34 protein-coding genes are annotated in these 20,171 nt (G+C 59.1%); 13 read left to right on the forward strand and 21 right to left on the reverse strand.

What is annotated here, in order from left to right; genetic code table 11:
* Nucleotides 1-10: 10 nt before the first annotated feature.
* The 21 genes from B9G99_RS00150 to B9G99_RS17275 form a co-directional block, all read right to left on the reverse strand.
* A complete protein-coding gene (locus B9G99_RS00150; protein WP_086620214.1) occupies nucleotides 11-337 on the reverse strand; it encodes a head-tail connector protein in 327 nt (108 codons plus the stop codon).
* Nucleotides 338-400: 63 nt separating this feature from the next.
* Nucleotides 401-802 (reverse strand): Rho termination factor N-terminal domain-containing protein, encoded by a 402-nt coding sequence (locus B9G99_RS00155; RefSeq protein WP_086620215.1) that lies wholly within the window; start codon nucleotides 800-802, stop codon nucleotides 401-403.
* 62 nt (nucleotides 803-864) lie between these two features.
* The gene (locus tag B9G99_RS00160; RefSeq protein ID WP_227875855.1) at nucleotides 865-2,121 is read right to left on the reverse strand and encodes a phage major capsid protein; all 1,257 of its coding nucleotides are present in this window, start codon (nucleotides 2,119-2,121) and stop codon (nucleotides 865-867) included.
* 12 nt (nucleotides 2,122-2,133) lie between these two features.
* Nucleotides 2,134-2,832: an HK97 family phage prohead protease gene (locus B9G99_RS00165; RefSeq protein WP_086620216.1), complete on the reverse strand. Its 699-nt coding sequence runs from the start codon at nucleotides 2,830-2,832 to the stop codon at nucleotides 2,134-2,136.
* On the reverse strand, nucleotides 2,822-4,096 hold the full coding sequence (locus B9G99_RS00170) for a phage portal protein (protein ID WP_086620217.1): 1,275 nt from the start codon (nucleotides 4,094-4,096) through the stop codon (nucleotides 2,822-2,824). The genes B9G99_RS00165 and B9G99_RS00170 overlap by 11 nt, the downstream gene beginning before the upstream one ends.
* Nucleotides 4,096-5,814 (reverse strand): terminase large subunit, encoded by a 1,719-nt coding sequence (locus tag B9G99_RS00175; protein WP_086620218.1) that lies wholly within the window; start codon nucleotides 5,812-5,814, stop codon nucleotides 4,096-4,098. The genes B9G99_RS00170 and B9G99_RS00175 overlap by 1 nt, the downstream gene beginning before the upstream one ends.
* Nucleotides 5,815-5,820: 6 nt before the next feature.
* Nucleotides 5,821-6,300 (reverse strand): phage terminase small subunit P27 family, encoded by a 480-nt coding sequence (locus tag B9G99_RS00180; protein WP_086620219.1) that lies wholly within the window; start codon nucleotides 6,298-6,300, stop codon nucleotides 5,821-5,823.
* 155 nt (nucleotides 6,301-6,455) lie between these two features.
* A complete protein-coding gene (locus B9G99_RS00185; protein ID WP_086620220.1) occupies nucleotides 6,456-6,812 on the reverse strand; it encodes an HNH endonuclease in 357 nt (118 codons plus the stop codon).
* Nucleotides 6,812-7,279, reverse strand: a complete 468-nt coding sequence (locus B9G99_RS00190) for a 3TM-type holin (RefSeq protein ID WP_158521402.1) — start codon at nucleotides 7,277-7,279, stop codon at nucleotides 6,812-6,814. Before B9G99_RS00190 ends, B9G99_RS00185 begins: the two co-directional genes overlap by 1 nt.
* Nucleotides 7,280-7,281: 2 nt before the next feature.
* On the reverse strand, nucleotides 7,282-7,539 hold the full coding sequence (locus B9G99_RS16805) for a hypothetical protein (RefSeq protein ID WP_158521403.1): 258 nt from the start codon (nucleotides 7,537-7,539) through the stop codon (nucleotides 7,282-7,284).
* A 173-nt stretch (nucleotides 7,540-7,712) separates the two neighbouring features.
* Nucleotides 7,713-8,057 carry a hypothetical protein gene (locus tag B9G99_RS00200; protein WP_086620223.1) on the reverse strand — a complete coding sequence of 115 codons (345 nt, stop codon included), beginning with the start codon at nucleotides 8,055-8,057 and terminating at the stop codon, nucleotides 7,713-7,715.
* Between the two features lie 9 nt (nucleotides 8,058-8,066).
* Nucleotides 8,067-8,384, reverse strand: coding sequence for a hypothetical protein (locus B9G99_RS00205; RefSeq protein WP_086620224.1), 318 nt, complete (start codon nucleotides 8,382-8,384; stop codon nucleotides 8,067-8,069).
* Nucleotides 8,381-8,896: a lysozyme gene (locus B9G99_RS00210; RefSeq protein WP_086623183.1), complete on the reverse strand. Its 516-nt coding sequence runs from the start codon at nucleotides 8,894-8,896 to the stop codon at nucleotides 8,381-8,383. The genes B9G99_RS00205 and B9G99_RS00210 overlap by 4 nt, the downstream gene beginning before the upstream one ends.
* A gap of 239 nt (nucleotides 8,897-9,135) precedes the next feature.
* A complete protein-coding gene (locus tag B9G99_RS00215; RefSeq protein WP_148663890.1) occupies nucleotides 9,136-9,738 on the reverse strand; it encodes a hypothetical protein in 603 nt (200 codons plus the stop codon).
* The gene (locus B9G99_RS00220; RefSeq protein WP_158521404.1) at nucleotides 9,735-10,112 is read right to left on the reverse strand and encodes a RusA family crossover junction endodeoxyribonuclease; all 378 of its coding nucleotides are present in this window, start codon (nucleotides 10,110-10,112) and stop codon (nucleotides 9,735-9,737) included. The genes B9G99_RS00215 and B9G99_RS00220 overlap by 4 nt, the downstream gene beginning before the upstream one ends.
* Nucleotides 10,109-10,390, reverse strand: coding sequence for a hypothetical protein (locus B9G99_RS00225; RefSeq protein ID WP_086620227.1), 282 nt, complete (start codon nucleotides 10,388-10,390; stop codon nucleotides 10,109-10,111). Before B9G99_RS00225 ends, B9G99_RS00220 begins: the two co-directional genes overlap by 4 nt.
* Nucleotides 10,387-10,731, reverse strand: a complete 345-nt coding sequence (locus B9G99_RS00230; protein WP_086620228.1) for a hypothetical protein — start codon at nucleotides 10,729-10,731, stop codon at nucleotides 10,387-10,389. Before B9G99_RS00230 ends, B9G99_RS00225 begins: the two co-directional genes overlap by 4 nt.
* On the reverse strand, nucleotides 10,728-11,462 hold the full coding sequence (locus B9G99_RS00235) for a hypothetical protein (RefSeq protein WP_086620229.1): 735 nt from the start codon (nucleotides 11,460-11,462) through the stop codon (nucleotides 10,728-10,730). Before B9G99_RS00235 ends, B9G99_RS00230 begins: the two co-directional genes overlap by 4 nt.
* 2 nt (nucleotides 11,463-11,464) lie before the next feature.
* Nucleotides 11,465-12,364 (reverse strand): helix-turn-helix domain-containing protein, encoded by a 900-nt coding sequence (locus B9G99_RS00240; protein ID WP_086620230.1) that lies wholly within the window; start codon nucleotides 12,362-12,364, stop codon nucleotides 11,465-11,467.
* Entirely contained in the window at nucleotides 12,361-12,657 is a 297-nt protein-coding gene (locus B9G99_RS00245; protein WP_086620231.1) for a hypothetical protein, read from the reverse strand. Before B9G99_RS00245 ends, B9G99_RS00240 begins: the two co-directional genes overlap by 4 nt.
* A 77-nt stretch (nucleotides 12,658-12,734) precedes the next feature.
* Nucleotides 12,735-12,959: a transcriptional regulator gene (locus B9G99_RS17275; protein ID WP_366941604.1), complete on the reverse strand. Its 225-nt coding sequence runs from the start codon at nucleotides 12,957-12,959 to the stop codon at nucleotides 12,735-12,737.
* A 121-nt stretch (nucleotides 12,960-13,080) separates the two neighbouring features.
* Here B9G99_RS17275 and B9G99_RS00255 point away from each other — a divergent pair, with 121 nt between their 5' ends.
* The 13 genes from B9G99_RS00255 (at nucleotide 13,081) to B9G99_RS00310 (ending at nucleotide 20,082) form a co-directional block, all read left to right on the forward strand.
* On the forward strand, nucleotides 13,081-13,719 hold the full coding sequence (locus B9G99_RS00255) for a LexA family protein (protein ID WP_158521405.1): 639 nt from the start codon (nucleotides 13,081-13,083) through the stop codon (nucleotides 13,717-13,719).
* A gap of 169 nt (nucleotides 13,720-13,888) precedes the next feature.
* Nucleotides 13,889-14,263, forward strand: a complete 375-nt coding sequence (locus tag B9G99_RS00260) for a response regulator transcription factor (protein WP_086620233.1) — start codon at nucleotides 13,889-13,891, stop codon at nucleotides 14,261-14,263.
* A gap of 278 nt (nucleotides 14,264-14,541) precedes the next feature.
* Nucleotides 14,542-14,733, forward strand: a complete 192-nt coding sequence (locus B9G99_RS00265; RefSeq protein ID WP_086620234.1) for a hypothetical protein — start codon at nucleotides 14,542-14,544, stop codon at nucleotides 14,731-14,733.
* Nucleotides 14,730-14,942, forward strand: a complete 213-nt coding sequence (locus B9G99_RS00270) for a hypothetical protein (protein WP_086620235.1) — start codon at nucleotides 14,730-14,732, stop codon at nucleotides 14,940-14,942. Before B9G99_RS00265 ends, B9G99_RS00270 begins: the two co-directional genes overlap by 4 nt.
* Before the next feature lies 1 nt (nucleotide 14,943).
* Nucleotides 14,944-15,138 carry a hypothetical protein gene (locus B9G99_RS00275; RefSeq protein ID WP_086620236.1) on the forward strand — a complete coding sequence of 65 codons (195 nt, stop codon included), beginning with the start codon at nucleotides 14,944-14,946 and terminating at the stop codon, nucleotides 15,136-15,138.
* 71 nt (nucleotides 15,139-15,209) lie between these two features.
* Entirely contained in the window at nucleotides 15,210-16,259 is a 1,050-nt protein-coding gene (locus B9G99_RS00280) for a hypothetical protein (RefSeq protein WP_086620237.1), read from the forward strand.
* A 5-nt stretch (nucleotides 16,260-16,264) separates the two neighbouring features.
* On the forward strand, nucleotides 16,265-16,465 hold the full coding sequence (locus B9G99_RS00285) for a hypothetical protein (RefSeq protein WP_086620238.1): 201 nt from the start codon (nucleotides 16,265-16,267) through the stop codon (nucleotides 16,463-16,465).
* A gap of 3 nt (nucleotides 16,466-16,468) precedes the next feature.
* Nucleotides 16,469-16,744: a hypothetical protein gene (locus B9G99_RS00290; protein ID WP_086620239.1), complete on the forward strand. Its 276-nt coding sequence runs from the start codon at nucleotides 16,469-16,471 to the stop codon at nucleotides 16,742-16,744.
* Complete coding sequence (locus B9G99_RS16810; protein WP_158521406.1) at nucleotides 16,741-16,896, forward strand: hypothetical protein; 156 nt, start codon at nucleotides 16,741-16,743, stop codon at nucleotides 16,894-16,896. The genes B9G99_RS00290 and B9G99_RS16810 overlap by 4 nt, the downstream gene beginning before the upstream one ends.
* Nucleotides 16,897-17,089: 193 nt before the next feature.
* On the forward strand, nucleotides 17,090-17,851 hold the full coding sequence (locus tag B9G99_RS00295) for a hypothetical protein (protein WP_086620240.1): 762 nt from the start codon (nucleotides 17,090-17,092) through the stop codon (nucleotides 17,849-17,851).
* Nucleotides 17,848-18,810: a recombination-associated protein RdgC gene (locus B9G99_RS00300; protein ID WP_227875857.1), complete on the forward strand. Its 963-nt coding sequence runs from the start codon at nucleotides 17,848-17,850 to the stop codon at nucleotides 18,808-18,810. Before B9G99_RS00295 ends, B9G99_RS00300 begins: the two co-directional genes overlap by 4 nt.
* Nucleotides 18,791-19,360, forward strand: a complete 570-nt coding sequence (locus B9G99_RS00305) for an HNH endonuclease signature motif containing protein (protein ID WP_158521407.1) — start codon at nucleotides 18,791-18,793, stop codon at nucleotides 19,358-19,360. The genes B9G99_RS00300 and B9G99_RS00305 overlap by 20 nt, the downstream gene beginning before the upstream one ends.
* Nucleotides 19,357-20,082 carry a hypothetical protein gene (locus B9G99_RS00310; RefSeq protein WP_227875858.1) on the forward strand — a complete coding sequence of 242 codons (726 nt, stop codon included), beginning with the start codon at nucleotides 19,357-19,359 and terminating at the stop codon, nucleotides 20,080-20,082. The genes B9G99_RS00305 and B9G99_RS00310 overlap by 4 nt, the downstream gene beginning before the upstream one ends.
* The last annotated feature ends 89 nt before the right edge of the window (nucleotides 20,083-20,171 follow it).

Below are 20,171 nucleotides of genomic sequence, written 5' to 3' on the forward strand. Positions count from 1 at the left end.
GGGCAGGCCATCAGACGCCCAGCCTCCGGTGTGGCCACAGCAGCATTTCTACCGCCATGGGGACCTGAGCAGTAATGGTCCCGATGACTACTGCCTCGCGGTTTTCATACCAGTGCCCGATCAGCAGAAGCATTGCGACTGTAATTTCGTCATCCAGCAGCAGTGCGGTTTCGTCTTCCAGATAGCCCTGCTCGCTGGTAGTGGCGTAGAGCTTGCGATCGGTGTAGTGCTCGACGTGACGCTTCGCGGCACCTGAATAGGTATCCAGCAGGAAGTTGTCATCATCGAAGTCGGGCTCCAGCCGCACGTGCTGTTTGATGGTTTCAAGGTCGAGCATTGCGGCTCCCGGAAATAGGAGAGCCGCCATGGTGGGCGGCTCTGATGGCGTTGCATGCCGGTGTTATTCGGCGGCCTTCTGCTTTTCTTCGATAGCCGCAGCCAGTGCCTCGGGCTCAAGCTCGGCGGCGTTTTCGATTTCGAGTGATTCCGCCAGCTTCAGCTGCTCATCGCGCTGTGCCCGTTCGGACTGCTTCGCCTTGATGGCCTTTTCAAGTTCAGGCTTTTTCATCTTGGCGGCATCCTCGATGCCCAGTGCTTGTGCCTCGGCGCGCAGATCCTCGACAGTTGTCGCTTTGCCGCCAGCTCCCTTGGTTTCCGGTTCGACCGGTTTGACCTCGTACTGTGAGGCCAGGCCCAGACGGATCAGATCCTTGGCGCGATCGGTTTCAACATCCTTCATGCGCTGGCCGGCCCTTACCAGACCTTCCTTGCCGTTGAAGGTTTTCAGTGCTGTCAGATCCATCAGCGATCAAGGCGCGTCTCCGCGCCCTGCTCCATGGTTATGTGATGCCCGGATGCCGCCGATTAGGCGCCAGCAGTAGTGTCGGGGAAGGCACCGACCACGAATGACTCGGGGCGATAGACGCACATCGCCAGCCGCTCTTCAGCGCGCACCGTGACCATGTTGCGCACGAAGTTGTCGCGGTCCTCGGTGGACACTTCGACGGTGGTGGTTTCACGGTCGAAGATCTGCGCGGCCATGTTGAAGGCCCCTACCATCATCTGCCCTTCAGGCATGGCGGTGGTTTCAACCACCGGCAGGCCCCACAGGCGAGGCTGGGTCTGAGCTGTCGGATTGGCGAAGACGTAAGCGTTATCGTCCGTCTTGGTCAGCTCGATACGCTCCCAGTCAGTCGGGTGCAGCACAATTCCGCTGGCGCGATATTCGGCCAGGCGCACCTGCAGGATAGCGTGACGAATAGCATCGATACGCGTATCGCCAGCCTTGTTGAGACCAGTGTTGTAGCTCGTGGCCTGAGGGATCAGACCAAGTATGTTTTGACCGGTACCATCGCCGAGCAGCAGCTGCTCTTCCTCGACGTAGGTCAGGCCGTAACGCAGGCGACCATCGATGTAGCTGGCCAGCTGCGGGGCATCATCCAGAATCTGCTTGGTCGCCGGAATCCAGTGCGCGATGGTGCGAACATTGGCCGTGGCCAGCTCGAACGACATGTCGGACTGAGCCTTGAGCTCACCTTCGACCTGCGGCGCAGCATTGTTGGTGAAGCCGATTTCGCGCACATACTCGATGGCGTTGGAGGTAGTACGCCCCGGCATGATCAGGTCACGGATCGTCGCAACACGATCAGGCTGGGCAACGATACCGGGCAGGCGTTCGGTAACCACCATATCGGCAGCAGAGTCCGGAGCGCTGGTAATGGCCTTCACGTCGATGCGGCCGGTACGACCGACACGGCCTTCTGCCATGGACTTGAAGGAGTCGGTCTCGACAACCGAATGCCCCCAGGTCTTGGTCTTGGCTTCCGGCTTGCCGCGGCGCGCGCCCTTCTGCTCAAGCGCAGTCAGGCGCTCCTGCATCTCGCTGCCGGACTTGGCCAGCAGCTCAAGCGCACCCTTGGTGTCGTCGGCGATCTTGCCGGTTTCCTTGATTTCCTTCTGGGCATTTTCGCAGAAGGTCTTGATCTCCTGATCACGCTGGTTGAGCGCATCGATCAGCCCCTTCATCTCCAGATTGTCCTGGTTGTTGTCGTCGCCGTTATTGCCGCCACCGCTCTTGCGGCTCATGGAGAGACCGTGCGGGAATTTTTGGTGCATACCCATGTGCGTATTTCCTTAAAATTTCGGGAGTGAGAAGCCAGCCAGCGCGTTCTCCAGCGCCTTGAGGTCTTCGGGATTGGATTGCTTCGCCTCGCCCGCGGACTCACTCCGGAGCAGATGGGACAGGCCACGGTTGGCGATCACCGCAGACTGCGACTTCGAGAAGCCTGCCTCACGCAGGAGCCGCTCAAAGTCAGGAAGGGATGGCAGGTCACCATGCGCGATGGCGAACTTGACGGCCTCGATGCGTGCCTCATCGTTGGCCGGGAACGTGACCAGTGAGATCTCCATCAGGTCCAGCTCTTTGAGCCGGCGCACCCGGTCGACCTCATCAAAGGTGTCATCCATCACGTAGTAGCCGATCGACAAGCCGGAGACAGCCTCGGCCTGCATCAAGGCGTGAGCCTCACCGGCCTGGCGCACGGAGTCCTTGAGCAGACGGCCTTCGACGTAAAGGCCGCGATCGTCCTCTTCCAGCTTCGTGTAGACACCGATAGGCTCGCCCTGCCGGTGCTGCCACAGCACGGGCACCTTGCGGCCATTGGCGTTGATCCGCTCGAGCGACTTGCTGAATGCGCCGGGCATGACCACTTCGCCGTAGCTGTCGGCATTGCCGAATACGCTTCCGTAGCCACTAAAAAAGCCGTTGTCGTCAACGGCTTTGATATTGAGCTCGAAGTCTCGAACCTTGAGCGATGCTTTTTTACGATTCACGCGGCGGCTCCTCTTCTCTCAGCCACGCACGCAGCGCAGCCTTTGCCTGCTGGTCGTCAGTGTTCTGACCCAGCGCGGAAAGATTGATCATGTTGGACTGGACGGTCAGCGTGTCGCCGCCCGGCTGAGGCGGCAGGTTTTCACGCGCCCTGATTTCGTTTCGGGTATTGATGCCGTTCTGGGCCATCTGACTGTAGAGTGCGGCGCGGCCGGCGCTGTCAGCCCTGAGCAGTCCTTCAAGATTGAACTCGGCGAAGTAGCGCTTGCGCTCTGCCGGCGTGAGTAGCTGACGCTTGACCGCCTGCTCGATGCGTGACAGATAGGGCCGGAGCGAGTAGGTCAGGAACGCGATGTTTTGCTGCTCCAGCCCGGTGCCCCATGTCGTGCTTTTCTCGGTATGGCCAATCATCCAGGGGGGCACGCGGAACCAGCGACAGATCTCTTCGATGTTGAAGGCGCGCGTCTGAAGCATCTGCGCGTCTTCAGGCTTCATAGTCAGCGGCTCGTACTTGAAGCCGCCCTCCAGAAGCAGGGTTTTGCCGGCGTTATTCGAACCGGTGAACTCCTGAAGGTTTTCACGGAATACCTTGCGCTGTTCTGCATTGAGGGTCTTGTCAGCCTGAACGAAACCCGAACTTTGCATGCCGTTGGCGAACATCTTGCCAGCGGTCTCTTCCGTGGCCAGTGCCACGCTGATCGAGTTGCGCGCCACACCGATGACCGAAAGCCCTACCCGACCATTCACGCCAAACCCTTTGACGTGGAAAACCTCGCTTTCGCCGAGCTCTTCCCGGCCATCAGGACCGTTGTAGACAAACAGTAGGTTGCCGTCTTCATCGTACTCCGGATCATTCATATGCTCGGGCCAGAGCGGCTCAAGCGATACGATGGTGCCTGCCCCGTTGCGCGTGACCCTTGAGTAATGATTGCCCCACATGGCGATATGACAGACGACCACCTCCCAGTATTCGACGGCGGTCAGGTCAGCGTGCGGCTGATCGTGCAAAAGCGCATAAAGGGTATGGTTCGATACAGCAGACTTCCCTCCGCGCTGGTCACGCTCGTAGAGGCCCAGTGGCAGTGTGGCTACTGTTTCCGATAACAGCCGTGTACATGACCATACCGCTGACAGCTGCAGCATGGTCTGGGCCGTGACGCTCTTTCCTGCAATTGAATCGCCGCCGTAATAGGACCGCCAAAAGCCGCCATCTGTCAGGCGCAGCGTTTTGCCGATCCACTGGCGCGTGGCTGTAAGCAGTCCCATTAAACGATCACCATGTTGTTAATGAAGTCGTCGAGGTCTTCGACGGGTTTGCCTTCTGCATGCACCGCACGACCAAGTGCCATGAGGATCGCGACTATGCCGTCGATCTTGTTTTCATTGCGCTCTTTGCGCGGGTAGATGTTTTCCTTTGCGTCTTCCTTGGCTACCACGTTGGAGGCCATCCACGTCAGCACAGGATCAGACGGGTGCCTCCATCGGCCGCCAGTGATGGCTGCCTCCATCTCGCGCATGGGCGGGCTCATGTTCTGCACCGTGTTGCGGTACTCAATGATTTCTGCACCATCTTTCATGAGCTGGTGAGCTAGCTGCGTGGCACGCCATGGGTCATAGGCAATCTCTCGAACCTGAAACCGCCCGGATAGATCCAGCAGGTCATCACGAATGATGTCGAAGTCGAGCTCTTCACCATCTGTGGTAATCAGGTCACCGGAATTGACCCAAGACTCATAGGCCGCCCGGTTGGTGCTGGCCCTTTCAATGGCGCCTTCCGGCAGATAGCTTCGAACAAACGATGTCCAGCGGATCGTGCTGCGGCCGTTTTCCGATTCGACTTCATCGCGGAACAGCAGCGCGATCGCTGCAATGTCTGTCTTCGATGCAAGGTCGACACCGATCCAGCACTCTTTGCCTTCGAACTGATCGAGAGTCAGTGATCGGTCGCCGCCAGCCTGCCACGTCGCCATATTCAACCAGGCGGTGCGAGCCGACACCCAGACATTAAGGTGTTTGGTCAGGAACCCGTTTTGACGCGATGGATAGCGGATGGCGTCTTGCTGAGCCTTGATCAGAAACTCATCGCCGACTGATACGCCAAAGTTGGGATTCGCCTTGCGAAGCACTGCCGGATCTTTCCAGTCATCACCTTCATCAATCGTGAAGATGATGGCGAACAGTTCATCATTGGGGACCGAGCCTTCCAGCATCTGCTGCGCTTGCCGGCGCTTGTCATAGCAGGGCCCGGCCAGATTGAAGCCAGCAGTCGTGATGATGAACATCATCGGCTGCTCGCGTGAGCCCATGCCGGTGAGCATAGTTTCGTAAAGGTTGGGGGCATCGTGTTCGTGGAACTCATCAACCAGCGCGCACGACGGCGAGGAACCATCACCCGGGTCACCGATAACCGGCTCAAAGCGACTGCCGTCTTCGGCAATCGATATGTTCTTCGCCATGATCTCGATGCCGGCCATGGACACCAGCTCGGGCGTCTTCTGCAGCATGATCTTGGCAGGCCGGAATACTTCCCATGCCTGTTTTTCAGTGGTCGCACCACAGTAGACCTCGGCGCCGTATTCGCCATCAGCGGCAAACATGTAGTTGCCAACGCCGGCGGCGATCACTGACTTGCCGTTCTTTCTCGGCACTTCGGCGTAGGCTTCAGTAAACCGGCGCATGCCGGTCTTCTTTTTAAGCCAGCCAAACAGCACGCAGAAAATGAACAGCTGCCACGGCTCCAGCTTGATGCGCTCGCGGGTGCGGGCCCACTTGCCCTTCGTGTGCGGCAATAGCTGGATGAAGACACAGACGCGCTCCGCGGCGTCACGATCAAACCGGTATTTGTAGGCTCGAGCTTTCGACGCCTTCAGGTCGTCAAGATGCCTTTGGCAAGCCTGCCGGACTTCCTTGCAGGCCGGAATGCGACCAGCCACCACATCGCGGGCGTACTTGTTCGCCGCGTTGACGTTGGGATAACTGGCCATAGGTGATCATTTCCGTTGCGCTCCTTTGAGCAGTTCGGCAAATGGATTGGCGGCATCCTTTGCCCCAGGCACTGCCAGCCGGGCGCGGCTTGATGGGTCGAGCCCCAGCGCGCTGCCGAATACACTCATTTGCTTGAGTGACTCGTTGGCCACGGTGCAGGCCGGGTTTTTTGCAATTCCGCCCATAGGGGTTTCGACTGTCAGACCATTCTTGGCGATGTCGATTTCGGAAAGGCGCCAACGACTGTACGCCGCGCAAAATGCTTCAAGGTTGTGAAGGTCGCTGGCAGTAAGGATCTTTGAGCCCACCAGCCAAGGCGCCAGTTTCAGCCAAGCGGCCTGACCAAGTTCGGTCAGCCATTCAGGAGGCTCGGGTGTTTCGGTCAATGAATCTGCTTGGGGCTCGTCCTGATTCACGGCGCGCTTGCCAGGGTTGCCCTGGACGGCTTTCAGGTGGCTGGGTTTCGGCTTGCGGCCTCGGGTCATGATGGCCCTCCTCGGCGCCAACCTGATTTTTCAATTTCGCGGGTGTAAAAATTTGACTGAGGTGGCGGTGTCCGGGCTCGAAAGGTGTGAGCTTTTTACCCACCCCCTCCCTCCGACGGCTTCGCGCACCTGTTCGGTGCATCTTCGAGGAATCTTTAGGGTTTCGCGCGAACCGACTCCGCCTGCGTCTTTGACTTGTGGCAGCCCGAGCAAATGGCTTCCATGTTCGCCATGCTGTCGGTTCCTCCATCAGCCAGCGCCTTGATGTGATCAACCTCAGTGGCTGGAGTGGCGCGACCAGTGCGCCAGCAGGTCTGGCACAGGTAACGATCACGCTGCAGCACCGCTTCACGCTTGCGTCGCCATGGCCGGCCACCGCGTCCGCTCTTGCCTTTGCGGCGCTCATTCCAGCCCACAGCCATATGCTCGTGGTCAGAGCAGTAGCCGTGACGCTCGGTCGTCTTCCCAGCGCATCCAGCAGCGCGGCAGGGCCGCGGGACTTTACTGGGCATCACTGAACCCTCGCATCGATCTCACTGGCAAGCCTGCCAGTCTTGGCCTGCTCTTTCGCTACTTGCCCTTGCTGCCACGTCGCTAGGCCGCGCTCAGCGGTCTGGCCCGCAATGTACCCGCCGACACCCAGTGTCATGAGATCCCACAGCGACTGGGGCAGAGGCAGTGTCAGCCCCACACCAAACATGGCGCCGAGATACGGCGCCACCAGATAGTTATTCGCCACAATTGCCACGATGACCAGCATCAGGATCGGGCGCCAGTTGCGCTGCAACCATGACTCCCCACCGGCCTCAGCCAGCACGACCTGCATGCGGGCATCAAGCTCCTTGCTTCGAGCATCGATCAGCCTTGCCTGCATCTCGCGCTTGATCTCGTTGGCCTTGTCCTTGTCCTCGACCACCTGATCAATGACACCGAACAATGGATCGATGATTGCCCCGATCGCCTTGGTCACGATGCTCATCATCACTCCTTGTCCAGCTTGTGGCATGCCAGCTGCTGGGACGTTATCCGGTAACCGTTGTCACGCAGTATCGACTCAAGCCGACAGCCTTCATGACGCCAGGCATATGCCGCGCCTTTCCAGCTGCGCTGCTGCCCCTTGGCACTCTCAAGCTGACTGGACAGGCTTTGGCCCTTGGCTTCCATCTCGCCAGCCTTCGCCGCCTCGTACTGTCTGCCCTGCATCACAATGGCCACGGCAGCCTGAGAACCTGCCGCCATGTTCGCCAGCCGGTCAGCATTCCTTTCTAGACGCTTGATCTCATCGCCATGACTGACTGCCTCGGACTCACGCTCTTTGCGCTCGTCAGCCCAGCCTGCGAATGCCACCGAGCATGCAACAAGCAGCAGCACCATGACCCACAAAGGGATGCGGTAACACCTGACCAGTCTTTTCATTTGCGCGGCCTGCCCTTTATCGCGTTGACGATTGCCCGAGCGACCGTGTTTACGTCCAGGCTCTGAACCTTGTCCTGCATGACATGCACGCCCATCAGCGCCATGCCAGCGCCCACACCAGATGCACCTTCAACGGGTAGCTGGTACGCACCATCAAACGGCACGCCAGTTGCCCAGATGATCAACTTGATCGTGCAGAACGCGACGACGGCACATGCCAGCGCCGTGTTGCGGTTACCCATGAGCCACGAAAGAGCAAATGCCGGCACAGCGGCAGCAATGCGAGGATCAGAGAACGGAATGGACAGAAGCGACCAGAGCTGTGCCAGTAGCTCTTGCATGAGCGACTCCTAGTTTTTCGAGCCGCTGTGATCCTTCAATGCCACATATGCAATGAGTACGACGATCTGATAGAGCGTCTGCACCGCCATGCCGCCGGCAGCGCGATAGCCTTCCTCGACCACTTCGGTCACGGTGCCGAGACGCCAGGCCACCATCCCGCAGGACACGGCAGCGATCATCAGCCAGATCATTGAGCGAATCCATTCGCCGCGGTGCTGGCGGCTATATTTGACGGGGCCATGCCTCTTGTACTGCCGGCCATACAGCGCCGCGCTGATCGCGGCCAACGGTATCTGAAGCAGCACGAAGATGGTGTCGATCGTCATGGAGACTCCTTTCCATACGGCCGGCAGTTTGAATCACTGCACAACACCAGCTCATCCAGCCAGCTGGCGGGCGCCCGGGCTTGCGCCGGGGCAAGAAATAGATCCCGCTCGGCAGCTCTCCGCTTGACCAGCCCATTGAGCTTTACGCCACCGGCATATACCCAGCGCGGGAATTGATCAGCGGCGCCTAGGTAGTCACCAGCGTTGAGAAGTCGCAGCAGAGTGGATGACTTGATCGCGGCATTGCCGACGTTGAAGCAAAGCGACACCAGCGCATCGAACTGGTTCTGGTTGATCTCGACGACGACCATACGATTGACGGCCGCCTCGAAGCGCCTGAGATCAGATTGCAGCAGCGACTCAGCGCGTGAAGCGGTGATGACATCACCCATCTTCACATTGAGCGTGTGGCCGTATCCGATGGTCGGAACGCCGACACTGTCGCGGTAAGCCGTAAGCTCGAGACCTTCTGAAGCCTTGATGAGGTCAAGGCCGTTCTGACTTGTCCTCATCAAGGTCATCACTCCTGTCCTGCCGATCGGGCACAAAAAAGGCCCGCCAATCGGCGAGCCTCAGAAATAGATGAGCCCCGATCACGGGAAGATCGGGGCTCAAGGGGTACGCTTCCGGGAATGAAAGCTGTGTGCGATGTTTGATCAGTGGTTAATGACGCAAATACCGCACAGTACAGATATAGTAGCTAACGGTGACAATTAACACAATATGTTGTGTGTATTTTTGTACAGCCTGTTTATGCTGCCAGTTCTTCGCTTTTTGAGAAGATCATCAGCACACGATCAGCAAGGCACTGTCTGACCCTGCTGGCGGCCTTCTTTAAGGCCTGATCTGTAGGAAAAGCCGCCCACGGCGTCACCAGCTTGCCATTGCGCACATGCAAACGACGCCCCAGCCCCATACGCTCCGCCAGCTGGAACTGATGCTTTACTACCCAGCCCAGCGTCACCTCTCGCGGCGCCCGGGCCAGACGCTCTTCATCGACCGGTCCCTTGGGTGCCGCCGTGGGGTATGCCGTCAGCATCACCGCCGCCAGTGCGCGGGCCGGGAGATCCGCCAGCAGCTGCTGCCCCAGCTGCGCCACATGTGAGCGCTGCGCCATGTGCTCGCATTCCCATTCCATAGTGTCATAACCGCCGCTGCCGCATCCCGGCACGTTGCCTAGGGTAGCCGTGGGTGAAATGCTGGGATACCCGATTCGCGTGTCTTCCTCGAACAGCCGGTAATCTACCTCCGCCTCAATCGCCGCCAGCACTAGCTGCTCGGCTGCCTGCTGCCGCTGCTGCTCGCTTGCCTCAGCCATCCCCAGAATCCGGATCATCGATTTAATGGATCTCATGAGCGCTCCCCTATGGTGCTGATGGTCACAATGCAGCGGCCCTCTTTCACGATCTCTTCGGCCCGCTCAACAGTAATGCGCTGAACCTGACTGTCATCTATCCAAACCGCAGACTTGGTGAAGGCGTCCAGCAACGACTTGAGCCGGTTGTCGATGTCGAACTTTGCTCGGTTGCGTGGATACAGAGTCACTGTCATCTCAATGGGGCCCGCCAGCTTTCGGCCACGAGCACCCTGCTCGGCGATCGCCACGGCAGCATGGGAATAGAAGCGCTTTGCCTCATCGCTGCTCAGAACCTTGGTTTTGCCGTTGGTGCGGGCGCTGCGCCAAAGCCGGTTGGTGCTGGGTGGGTAAGGCATCGACAGTGTGATCATCGGCCCGCCCTCCCTTGCCGGCGCTTCCATGCCTGATAGTCACTGACGATGCGATCAAACATCTGGGCGGCGCTGTGCGATGAATCGAGACGCGCCCGGCTATTGACGCCACAGGCCTTTCGGATGAAGTCGGCGGCATCGGTCTCTGAATGAGTGCCGTCTGGAACCACGTCATGGGTGAGGCCCTTGCGAGCCCGCACCGCATGATCGAGATAGAGTCGAAAGTCCGGGTTCTGGCCGAGCATGACGGCGCGTGTGGTGCGGCTGGCGGAAGTCATGCCCGCACCTCCCCGTCATCGTGCGCCGCCTCGGTCTCGAACATCCCAAAGCCCTCATTGGTGGCCACCACCAGCTGGCGGCTTGGCCCCTCCTGACGTTCCTGCATGCCCGCCAGCTCAAGATGTCCCATCCCCAGCAGCTCATTGACTCGGCCACACACCACATTGATGGGCATTCCGGTCTGGTCGCTGATCTCCTGCCGGGTCAACGGACCGCCAGCGGCGCATAGGTGCGAAAGGATCTGCATACGCTTTGTGAGGGCAGCGCCAGAACGGCGGGCATCCTGAAAAGCAGCGGCGGACACTTCACGGCCGGTCGGTGTTCCGATTGGTGTGCTCATGCTGTGGCCCTCTTGTACTGGTTCATTTCTGCCTGCTGGATCAACTCTTGGCGGCGCTGCTCTTCACGTTCGCGCTGCTGGGCCTTCTCTTCGCTGGGCGCTCTGAGCAGGCTACGCAGGCCCGCGATCGCCTCATTGGCTTTTCGATCTCGCTCAGGGTCACCAGTCTTCTCTTCATTGAAGCCGTGGGGGGCAGGCAGCAGGTGCTCAACCTTGGGAGCGGCAAGAAGGCCTTTCTTGACGCCCTGGGTGATCGCCTCCTGCCGGCGCTCTGGGCTGTATCCCAGTGACACCATGTACTCAGGCTGGCGGCGCTCGGACTTGGCAGCGGCCACCTCACGCTCATAGGCCGAGATGAACGCCATGCGGGCACCCACCTTGTCACCCAGATCAAGGATCGGCTGGGCCACGCCAGCGGCCGTGGCGACTTCAGCCGTCCAGATAACGGTCTCCAGCTCATCCTGAGCGGTCAGGGCCAGCGCCCAGGCTTCATTCGGGGACAGGAACTGATTGGCGCCCTGCATGCGCTCAAGGATCGCGGCAAGTGTCAGCTTGCCTGTCAGCTCGGCGCGGCATCGGGTCAGCGACTGGCTGACATCGCTGTATTCGTATTCCCGCAGGTCGCGGACCATGACGTTGACGACCGTGGCCCGCATCTCCTGCCCGAGTATTTCAGCGGTGGCGAGGATCTCTTCGACCAGCTTTTCGGCGTGTTGGCGATTCAGGGGCATGATCAATCCTCCCATCCGTTGGCAATCAGGCGTTTTGCATCGTCGGCAGCGCTGGCGTTGCTCTGGGTGCTGTCAATCTGGCGGGCCCGGGCCGATGTCATGTGGCTGCCGGTTTGCATCTGCATCGCGATGGTTTCGCAGTCAGACAGCATCAAGCCGACCGGGTGGCCCTTGCTCACATAGAACTGGTTGTTCAGCTGGACGTAGTGGGCGGCAACGCCCGGGGCGATCTCAGCACCAACACGGTCGACAAGCTGGGACAGTTGGCCAGCAGTGCGCTGATTCCAGATCGGGAATACGCCGTAACGCTTGCGGTAGCACAGCGCGTAGTTGGCCCAGGCGCGGTAGGTCTTGCTGCTCTGGTCTTTCGGGCCGGGCATGTCTTCGGGGATAGCGCAGCGTGGGCCGTGCTGTTCGTCAGCATCACCAGAATCGATGACCAGATGGCCGGCGGCCGGTGCGTCAGCGCCGTGCTGCGACGATTCATTGACAGGTTCACTGACAGATTCAAAAGAGTGACTGATTCCGGGTGCAACCATTTCACCAGGGGGTGGTGTAACGGTTTCACTATCTGGTGCAGTTTTTTCACCATGTGGTGCAGATTTTTCACCACCACCTGGTGCAGTTTTTTCACCACCATCGAGATTGAGCAGATAGGTGTTTGAGGCGTTACCCTTCGGGCCCTTCCGGCTCACCTTCGAGACAAGACCAGCAGCGCATAGCGCCTCGATGTGATTCATGGCGGTACGCCTGCTGACTTCACACTGGTCAGCGATATGTTGATACGACGGCCAGCACTCGCCCTTGTCGTTGGCATTGTCCGCCAGCTTGAGCAGCACCAGCTTACGGCTGGCATTGCCAACGTTGATTCCGAAAGCCTTCACCATCAGGAGCATGCTCATACCGCCACCGCCTGCTGGCCAGCGGCCACGCCAGACCAGTAATTGAGCTGTGCGACGGCCAGCGCTTCGCCGGTCTCAGCAGCATGTAGCTGCTCCAGCGTGGCACCATCAATGCGCAGCTGGGCCACACGACGACCGGACTGCTCGACGCGGATGCGGTAATACTCCGCCAGCGCCATCACCATGCCCGGGCGGTTATCACTCTGGCCGCATAGGAAATGATCGTTCTGCGCGCGATCGGCATGCATCTGCAGCTGCCGGTCAGTGAGTTGTGATAGGTCGATGCGTTCCATTCCCGTACCCCTGTATAAATAACCAGCCGAGTCGAGCACGCTTATATTCGGTGCCGCTGGCGGTAAAATGCTCAACATCAAGCAGCGCTATGAGCGCCGAAAACGTCAGGACGAAGTTGATTCGCTTTGACTTTCCCGCCAGTAGCTTTCACGACTGCATTAACCCGAACAGCCGGAACGACACTCCACTGAGAAATTGCCTGGGAACTGATGCCCAGGCATCGAGAAAGCGCCGAAGTCCCGCCCGCGAGAAGAATTGCTTTTTCAAGTGCCTGCTCAGGTGTCATATTTAGGTAATCCATGCTTAACCTTGATCCCCTAAGTGTAAGTCAGACTTACTCTGACACGCAAGTAACTCTGCCGTTGTCGTGCGTAAGCGATTCTTTCAATATCGCGACACACGACCATTCGGGTAAAAACGGTATGAGCGAGGAAGAAAAACTCGGTAAGCGGATAGCTCACGCAAGGGCTGAGGCAAATATGACCCAGCAAGCCCTGGCAGATGCAATCAAAGTGTCACGCCCGGCCATTGCTCAGTGGGAAAAGGGAAAGACCAGCCCTTCAGCCGAAAACCTTCGCAACGTCTCGAAAGCTACCGGCATGCCTCTGATCTACTTCTTTACTGGGGAGGCAGGCCAGCCAGTAGAAGTGACCAAAAGGATCGATGGATCAGTGCCGGTTATCAGCTGGGTGCAAGCTGGGGAATGGTCCGACGTCACCGTTAATGTCGGGGATTTTGAGATGTGCCCTCGCCCTCCAAATTGCGGGCCATCTACGTTTGCCTTGCGTGTTCAGGGCGAATCGATGATCGATAGCTACCAGCCAGGCGTGCTGATATTTGTTGATCCTGATGTTGAGCCGGTATCAGGGGATGATGTCGTGGTGCTATGCGAGCAGCACGGCAATGCGGAAGCGACATTCAAGCGGTACCTGATTGAGCCCGGCACCGGTCCAATACTGAAAGTGCTGAACCGCAACTGGCATCAGCAGTACATGCAGCTCACATCCGACTGTCGTGTGGTTGGTGTGGTAATGGCGCAGATGAGCATGCGTCGACACTGATACCAGACAGTAGAACTACCAAGCCCGGCCATTGAGCCGGGCTTTTTTCATGCCTTCCAAAAGCCAAACTAACAATATTTGAAAGTTTTTCTTACTTTTCTATTGACCATTAAAGTAAGTATAGATTACATTGCATTCATCAGCTCAACGCAGGGACTGGTGAAAAAAAATGAAAATCATCGAATCGAACGGCTGGAAAGCGATCACGCCTCAGAAGCGAGACGGCCAGCATCTTTCTCCGAAACAGGCGCTGTATCTGCTGGGTGTTGCCCAGGGCATGACGCACAAGCAGATAGCCCGCCAGCACGGCATCAGTCCGGCAATCGTCGGCAAGGCCATGGCGGTCATCTATCACAAGCTCCACGTCGAGCGCAGCACCGCCGCCGTCGCTGAAGCCATGCGCCGCGGCTGGATCAGCCCGCTGTGCATCATGCTCGTGATGTTCTCGCTGACCGCCGGCATGCAGCAACAGGCCATGCGTGTTCGCCCTGCTCGCCAGCAGGTCAGCAGCGTGCGAATTGCACAGCGAGAGGCACAGGCATGATCCGCTCAACGGTCGTCAGCACCCCACGAGGCCCGGTCTCGTACCCGTATCACTTCGCACTTGTCGATTTCCTCACAGTCGCCATAAGCAATGGCTGGCGGCTGTCGGTCGACCGCGGCCGCGTCGCCCTGGTCGAGCAGTAAGAATCACCCGAGCTGCCGGGTAAGCAGCACGCTCTTTAACAATTCGGAATAGATCGCGTCCCGGGCAACCGGGGCGCATCCCCAAGCGCCACCGCTTCGGGATGCGTATGCATTCATCAATAAGGGAGATCACCCATGTACGTAACTACCAAACCCGGCGCAGACGGCACCACACACGTAACTCTTCGCGATGAAGAAGGCCACTTCGTCGACGTCACGCATATGTCGCCGTTCGTCTTTGAGCTTTTTCTTGCGTGCTGCCGAATCATGACTCAAGGCGAAGCTTTCTTGCTCATTTTGGACGAACACCAGCAGGTGGCCGCATGACCACCGCACTCGGCGCGGCATTGGTCGCCGCATTCATCGCTTTTCACTGGCTGGCGGGCCGCCGGCCATCACGCCGCCAGCCAGCGGATGACCTGAGCTGGTCATTCAATCGTGGCAAGGCTCGCGAAATGGCAGTGCTGAGACGCTGCTGGGATCAGCGGGCCCTGCAAACGCGCACCGCTCGCAGCATCTCGAGCGTGAGGCGCTGACATGGATCTATTCGCAGAACGTGCAGCGCTACAGCAGACCATCGAGGCGCTGCTGACCGATACCGACCGCCAGCATCGGCTGGTGCTACTCGATCACAGGGTTTACCGGGTCACGGCAGAACGAATTACCGATCCGGTCGAGTTGGAAAAAGCAGTGCAGGAACACCTGAAGGAAGTGAGCCAGAGGCTCAAATAGAAACGCCCCACGGGAATGGGGCGCTGTTGGACGAAACCGCGAAGAAACGCCACAACGGCAAGGAACATACCATGAAATACCCGATCATCGCCATTACCGCATCCGCCGCAGTTATCGCCGCCCTGTCATCACAGGCTGACGCCGCCAGCGTCTCATCCCGTGACGTATCGGTGCCCTACTGGGGCGATCAGCAGCGCTTCAACAATCACATTCAGGGTCAGGCCAACGATCAGCGCGACATGATCGACCACCTCCAACGCTCTGATAACAATCACAACGCCTGGACAGGCCGCCAGCAGGTCCAGATTGACGGCCAGGGCGAGCGACTGACGAACCTTGAAGGCTGGACCGATCGGCAGGAAGGCGCCATCCGCGCCATCAACATTGGCCAGGAAGAGCAGAACCGCCGACTTGATGCCGGTGACGCAAGGGACCAGCGACAGGACGGCAGCATCGATAACGCCCATGCCCGTATCGGCGGGGTCATCGATCAGGCCGACAGGGACCGCGCGGTAATTGACGGCAACACCCAGCGCAGCCTGGGGAACCAGAAAGCCATTGGCTTCCTGCAAGAGACTGACGCCCAGCTTTCAGAAGCCATCCAGCAGGGCCAGCAGGCACACGCCGTCACCGACCAGCGCAGCATCAACAACGCCGAGCGGCTCGACGGTGCCGAAGGTGCCATCCGCCAGACCAATGAGCAGGTCACCGCCGACCGCGCCGCCAGCGTCCAGCGTGACAACGCCATCACCTATCAGGTTGATTACAACCAGCAGGTCAACGAGGCCTACCAGCGCCAGTCAGCGGCCCAGTTTGAGCAGCATGCTGCCGCCATCGAATCCAACGCCCATGCCATCGCCATTGAGCGAGATGCTCGGCAGGAAGCCGACCGAGACCTTCAGGCGGGCATCGCCTCAGCCATCGCCGCCGGCAGCCACATCATGGACACCAACTATCGCGGCATGCAGTTGAGTCTGGCCGGTGGCGCCTACCGAGGTGCCAGTGCCGCATCCCTCGCTGTGGGTGGCGCCCTGACCAGCAGCACCTTCGCCCACATCAGCGTCAGCCACGACAGCCGCGGCCACCAGGCGGTTGGCGGCAACGTTAACTGGAAATTCTAAGCACCATGTTTTTCGACGAAGACTACGACGACGAAAAGCGGGAGGAAATGGAAGAACGCTCATGGCTCAAGGTCATGGGCGCCGCCCTCCTGCTCTCCCTTGTGTTTCTCATCGCTTGCGCTGCCGCCACTGAGCAGCCATTCCGGCAGGCCTATCAGGACTGCATCGAACGAGGCGGCAACACGCTCACCTGCTCTCAGGAGTGACCAATGGACCTCGAAAACCAATCGCTCGATGAAAAGAAATGCGTCGCATGCGGCGAAACATGGCCCGACGACCGTACGTTTTTCATCATCAATCGCGGCCAGACCACGAACACGTGCAAGGCCTGCTACTACGACTACCCCTCGGTACTGAGACGGTCGGAACAGGGCAAACGCATTCTCGAAGAGCGCACCAGCCAGCGCGTCGCCGCCAGCTGTCACCCCGCAACGTTCGTGCTGATGCGCGACTACGCCAAACGCCAACAAGGAAAACACTCATGACTGAAGCAGACATCGGCGGCTGGATTATGTGGGCCATCAGCGGGGGCGGTTATGCGCTGGTGATGTTGTTCATGGTCGGGGCCATCTGCATCAACCCGCGTGACCCGATTGACCCCATCGACCCGCCAGCCGAGTCAACCATGGCCGAATGAACGACGGCGCCAGCAGCGTATCTGCTGGCCATCTGAAAGGCCCCGGGCCAGCGCTGCATCCGCTGGTTCCGTGCAGGGACGCAAGCCGGAGCCTTCCAGATGCGCGACGGTGCATCACATGTAATCCCTGCGTTTGCCTGGCCGATCGGCCGGGCTTTTTTAAGGCAGGGCAAACGAAAGCAGGGAGATGAACATGCAAACAGCAACGGCAGCCAAAGAGCGCCCCATTCTTTTCTCCGGCCCCATGGTCAGAGCTTTGCTTGATGGCAGGAAGACACAAACCCGACGGGCTTTAAAGGATCAGCCGCCGGAGGGCTGCGGCGAGATAGAAGGCCCGAGCATGTTCGCACCGACAGTTTTCGTGCGCGGCGAAGCTCAGCCGGGACCGGAGTTGTTCGGCGCATTTTCAGAGGATGGTGAATGGTCGATCAAATGCCCCTACGGCCAGCCCGGTGATCGTCTCTGGGTGAGGGAGGCTCACGTCCTTCTGCCGCGAACGGCTTATCGCGGAAGCATCGGTACCGGGACCATCGATCAAGTTGAGCATCCGACAGATGGATATACAGCCGCCGTCTTCCGTGAAGGCTTCGACCGATCAGGCGCGCCACGTTGGCGCCCATCCATTCACATGCCTCGATGGGCCAGTCGCATCCTTCTTGAAGTGGTCAGCGTCCGTGTCGAGCGGCTGAAAGACATAAGTGAAAAGGATGCTAAAGCAGAAGGTCTCGCCGAGATAAGCAAAGACGGAAAGATGTTCAAGTTCGGAATCCCCGATCGCGATGGACTTCCCGGCACAGATGATCATGGATGGCCATGGCGCGACTGGAAGCACAGCGCTCGGAACGCTTATTGGCAGCTCTGGGAATCAATCAACGGCGACGGAAGCTGGGACGCTAACCCGTGGGTCTGGGTCGTTGAGTTCAAGCGCATTGATCAACAGGAGAAAGCATCATGATGTGGGCACGCAATATACAGATTTACCGCCTGCTCGACACCGAGCATCTGCCGCTCGAGCAGCTCGCCGAGGCGCTGGAGATATACCGCTTTCAGCCGTGCAGCGAGACACAGGCCCGCCGTGTCGGCTGGTCTGACCCGGCGGGCAGCGCTGGCAATGGACAGCTGGTGCATGAGGTCTCTGGCCACCGCCTGATCACCCTGATGCGGCAGGAACGCATCCTGCCCGCCCCGGTCGTGCGTGATGAGTTGGCCGAGCGCGTCGATAAGCTCACCGCCCAGCAGGGATTCCCGCCCGGGCGCCGCGATAAGCTGGCGATGAAGGAACGCATCGTTGAAGAGCTGCTGCCGCGGGCTTTCGTGAAGAACAGCCGCACCGATGTCTGGATCGACACCAAGGCCAACATCATCGGCGTGGCGGCCGCCAGCTCCAAGCGCGCCGAGGAAGCGCTGGACGTGCTGCGCGAAACGCTCGGTTCACTGAAGGTCATACCGCTGGCACCGCAAACGCCCGCCGGGCGCACCATGACCACATGGCTCAACGACCCCACTACCCGGCCCGATGGCGTTCTGGTCGGCGATCGCGTGGTCCTGCGAGCCAAAGGCGATGACGGAAAGATCGTGGCCACGTCCATTGATGTCGACGGCGATGAAGTCCGCACGTCGCTGGAAGTAGGCCGCCAGGTCTCGCAGATGGCGCTGACGTTCGAAGAGCAAATGTCATTCACCCTGGTCGAGGACATGAGCATCAAAGGCATCCGGTTTGCCGATGCGGTGCTGAAGGAAGTCGACGACACCGACAGCGACGAAAACCCGGTCATGCAGATGGAGACGGAGTTCGTGCTGGCGGCCCAGTGCCTGGCACACACCATCGAAAAGCTGATGCATGCGCTGGGTGGTGAGGCAACGGTGCAGCCGGTGGACCCGGCGGGAGGTGATCATGGCAAAGCCGATACCTGATCAAAGCACTTTGCTGTCGATACTTCATTACGACCCGGTAACAGGCTCTTTGACCAGGAAGTATAGCGACAGCATGTCGAAGGCATGGAATACGCGATGGGCAGGCAGGGATGCCACTTGGAAGTATAAAAGGGTCGTAGGTGGTGATTATGAGTGCCTCACGGTTTCGGTGCTCAACAGTCGATACATGGCACATCGAATCATCTGGATGATGATGACCGGCGAACAGCCGCCGGCAGAGATTGACCATGTGAATAGAGACGCCACAGATAATCGCTGGGAAAACCTTCGAAAATCAGACGCTCAGCACAACCGCCGCAACCTCCCTAGATTTTCAAACAATACCAGTGGCTATGCCGGTGTTGTGTGGTCAAAAGCCGCCAGCAAGTGGCGAGCGCAAACAAAGCACAAGGGCAAAGATCATTATCTCGGCCTTTTTGAGGACAAAGAGGATGCAGCCGCAAGAGTAAGGGACTTCTGGAAAGAGCATGGCTTTGACCCAGGCCATGGGACTGCCATTGACCGTGCGTCGAGAGGAGCTATCGCATGATAAGGGACACCATTCTCTGTTTGTGCGACCTCACGGGCGTCATGGCACTCCCTTGGGTAGATGCCGGCTATCGCGCGATATTGATTGATCCACAGCATCCTGAGGGCGTCCAAACGGACGGACCATGGATACGGGTAGGCCATATCATCGATCACCCGGAAAGCTGGCGGGTCATTCGCGAGAACTTGGGGCGAATCGCTTTCGTCGCAGGCTTCCCAGAATGCACTGACGTTTCCCTGAGTGGCACCCGCTGGTGGGCAAAGAAGGCGGCAGCCGACCGGTACTTTCAGTGCAAGGCCACGCGGGTAGCAGAGCAGTGCCAGACGATCGGCAACATGTCCGGCGCGCCGTGGATCATGGAAAACCCCATGTCCGCATTCAGTCGCATATTCCGCCAGCCAGACCACAAGTTTCACCCATTCCACTACACGGGCTGGGAGCCGGACGACAACTACCGCAAAGAGACATGGTTGTGGTGCGGCGGCGGATTCGTGATGCCGCCAGCGCTTGAAGCTGACGGCCTGGAGCCGCCGGACAATCGCATCCACCACTGCCCGCCTGGCGCCGAGCGCGCCAATATCCGCAGCGCCACTCCTCGCGGGTTTGCCCGTGCGGTATTCGCTGCCAACGGCGACATAGGTCGCAACCGCCAGTCATCGCACCCGTTGGGCCCCAAGGTCGAGCGCTGGGTGCAGGAAATTGAACAGGGAGAAGAGGCATGAAACGAGACGCGAACCCGAAAGGCTTTTTGTCAGAGGACAACAGGTTTATTCGCGACAGCGAAAGCCGCACCGAGCCGCCAGCGCACACA

The sequence above is a fragment of the Kushneria konosiri genome (assembly GCF_002155145.1).
In the GTDB taxonomy this organism is placed as follows: domain Bacteria; phylum Pseudomonadota; class Gammaproteobacteria; order Pseudomonadales; family Halomonadaceae; genus Kushneria; species Kushneria konosiri.